This window comes from Pseudomonas sp. HMWF006 (genome assembly GCF_003061205.1).
GTDB lineage: Bacteria > Pseudomonadota > Gammaproteobacteria > Pseudomonadales > Pseudomonadaceae > Aquipseudomonas > Aquipseudomonas monsensis.
Map to the genome: position 1 here is coordinate 6,921 of NZ_QAIU01000439.1, position 3,187 is coordinate 10,107.

Consider the following 3,187-nt stretch of genomic DNA (forward strand, 5'->3'; position numbering starts at 1 on the left):
CGGCTCCGGGCAACAGCGTTTTGCCCCGCTCAACAGTTGGCCGGACAACGTCAGCCTGGACAAGGCCCGGCGCCTGCTGTGGCCGATCAAACAGAAATATGGCCGCAACATTTCCTGGGCTGACCTGATTGTCCTCACCGGCAACGTCGCGCTGGAGTCGATGGGCTTCAAGACCTTCGGTTTCTCCGGTGGCCGTCCCGATGTGTGGGAGCCGGATGAGGACGTGTACTGGGGCTCAGAACGCGAATGGCTCGGCGGCGACAGTCGCTACGGCAAAGACAAATCAGCCATGCAGGAACCCGGTGACGGCGCGCTGGTGGCCGAACCCGATCTGCACGGCAAAGAGGAAAGCCGCACCGATCAGGGCGAGCGCAATCTGGAAAACCCTCTCGCCGCGGTGCAGATGGGCCTGATCTACGTGAACCCGGAAGGCCCGGAAGGCAATCCCGATCCAGTCGCCTCCGGGCGCGACATCCGTGAAACCTTCGCCCGCATGGCCATGAACGATGAAGAAACCGTGGCGCTGATCGCCGGCGGTCACGCCTTTGGCAAGACTCACGGCGCCGGCCCTGCCGACAATGTCGGGCCGGAGCCGGAAGCCGCCGGGCTGGAAGAACAAGGCCTCGGCTGGCGCAACGCCTTCGGCACCGGCAAAGGCGCCGACACCATCACCAGCGGCCTGGAAGTGACCTGGACCACCACGCCGACCCAGTGGAGCAACAACTACCTGGAAAACCTGTTCGGCTTCGAGTGGGAGCTGTTCAAAAGCCCGGCGGGTGCGCACCAGTGGAAACCAAAAAACGGCGCTGGCGCCGGCACCGTTCCGCATGCTCACGATCCGAGCAAGAAACTCTCCCCGACCATGCTCACGTCTGACCTGGCGCTGCGCTTCGACCCGATCTACGAGCCGATCGCCCGGCGCTTCCTGGCCAACCCGGAGCAACTGGCCGACGCCTTCGCCCGCGCCTGGTACAAGCTGATCCACCGCGACATGGGCCCGCTCTCGCGCTACCTCGGCCCGGAACTGCCCAATGAAGAGCTGCTGTGGCAAGACCCGATTCCGGACGCGACTCACCCGCTGATCGACAGCAATGACGCGGCGGCGCTGAAAAGCAAAGTGCTGGCGTCCGGTCTGTCGGTGTCGCAACTGGTCTCCACCGCGTGGGCCGCAGCATCGACGTTCCGCGGTTCCGACAAGCGTGGCGGCGCCAATGGCGGTCGTCTGCGTCTGGCCCCGCAGAAGTTCTGGCAGGCCAATCAGCCGGAGCAACTGGATAAGGTGCTGAAAACCCTCGAAGGCATTCAGAACGAGTTCAATGCCGGAGCCTCCGGGAAGAAAGTCTCGCTGGCGGACCTGATTGTGCTGGCCGGTAATGCCGGGGTCGAGCAAGCGGCGGAAAACGCCGGGCACTCGGTTTCCGTGCCGTTCACCCCAGGACGCACCGATGCCACCCAGGAGCAAACCGACGTCGAATCGTTTGGTTTCCTCGAACCGATCGCCGATGGTTTCCGTAACTACAGCAAGGGCAAATACACCGTTTCAGCGGAAGCCCTGCTGATCGACAAGGCTCAACTGCTGACCCTCTCCGCGCCGGAAATGACCGTGCTTGTCGGCGGCCTGCGTGTCTTGGGCGCCAACACCGGGCAGAGTCGTCACGGCGTCTTCACCACCCGCACGGAAACCTTGAGCAACGACTTCTTCACCAACCTGCTGGACATGGGCGTGGAGTGGAAGCCGACCTCACGGGCGGCGGACGAGTTCGAAGGTCGCGACCGTAATACAGGGAGCGTGAAATGGACGGCAACGCGGGTTGATCTGGTGTTCGGTTCGAACGCGATCCTGCGGGCGCTGGCCGAGGTGTATGCGAGCTCTGACGCGAAGGAACAGTTCGTGAAGGACTTCGTGGCGGCGTGGGCCAAGGTGATGGAGCTGGATCGCTTCGATCTGAAATAACGCAAACGCAAAAAAACTGTGGGAGCTGGCTTACCAGCGATAGCGGCAGATCATTCAACATCGACGTTGAATCTAATGCCGCCATCGCGGGCAAGCCCGCTCCCACAGTGTCTGGTGTAACCCGGCTTACGCCAGGCTTTTGCTCACCACTTCGTACACGTCGCTGGACAGCTGACCGGAAGCCAGAATCCGCTCCAGCTCGGCCTTCATCAACGCCTGCCGCGCGCTGTCATATTTGCGCCAGCGGGTCAGCGGCGCCAGTTGGCGTGAGGCGATCTGTGGGTTGAAGCCGTTCAGTTCGATCACCAGATCGGCGAGGAAACGGTAGCCCGTACCATCCGCCGCGTGGAAGTTGATCAGGTTCTGTCCGGCAAACGCACCCACCAGTGCACGCACCTTGTTCGGGTTCTTGATAGTGAACGCCGGGTGCTGCATCAACGCTTTCACGCGCTCCAGACCGCCCGGCAAGGTGCTGCCGGCCTGCACGCTGAACCACTGATCCATGACCAGCGGGTTGTCCTTGAAGTGCTCGGCGAAACTCGCCAGCGCCAGGGCTTTCTGCTCCTCGAACGGCGAGTTGACCAGCACGGCCAGCGCGGTCAGGCGCTCGGTCATGTTGTCGCTGTTTTCGAACTGCTCCAGTGCGGCGGCCAGTACTTCAGGCTTGCCGCTGAGCATCAGGTACGACAGCGCAATATTCTGCAGCGCACGACGGGCGAAGTGCTCGGCCTCGGCCACGTACGGCGTCTGCTTCGACAGGTCGCGGTTGGCCTGATAACGCAGCCACAGCGCCTCAAACAGATTGTCCGCCAGTTGCTTGCGGGCAAATTCGCGTGCGGTGTGGATGGCTTCGACGTCAGCCACTTCGCTGATTTCGGTGAGATAGGCCTCACCCGGCAGCGAGAGCATTTCGGCGACCATCGCCTGATCCAGCGACTCATCGGACAGCACGGTACGCAGCGCCGTGATCAACCGCGAATCGAGTACCAGACTCTCGCCCTTTTGCTGCTGGCCGATCAGCTCTTGCAGCACCTGCACCGACAACTGCTGCCCGGCATCCCAGCGGTTGAAACCGTCGCTGTCATGCTGCATCAGGAACATCAACTGGTCGCGGCTGTACGGGAAGCTCAGTTTCACCGGGGCCGAGAAACCACGCAGCAAGGACGGCAGCGGATGTTCGGCGACGTCGACGAAGGTGAAAGTCTGTTCGGCTTCGGTCACCGAGATCACGCG

The 3,187-nt window shown here is 62.4% G+C and carries 2 protein-coding genes; one reads left to right on the forward strand and one right to left on the reverse strand.

Annotated elements, in window-relative coordinates:
* The coding region (gene katG / locus DBR24_RS18490) for a catalase/peroxidase HPI (RefSeq protein ID WP_256591623.1) at positions 1 to 1,954 on the forward strand (1,954 nt) is incomplete at its 5' end.
* Positions 1,955 to 2,080: 126 nt separating this feature from the next.
* On the opposite strand, the gene DBR24_RS32790 is transcribed toward katG, so the two are convergent.
* Positions 2,081 to 3,187 (reverse strand): DUF3458 domain-containing protein (locus DBR24_RS32790; protein ID WP_256591624.1); only part of this gene is annotated, 1,107 nt, incomplete at its 5' end.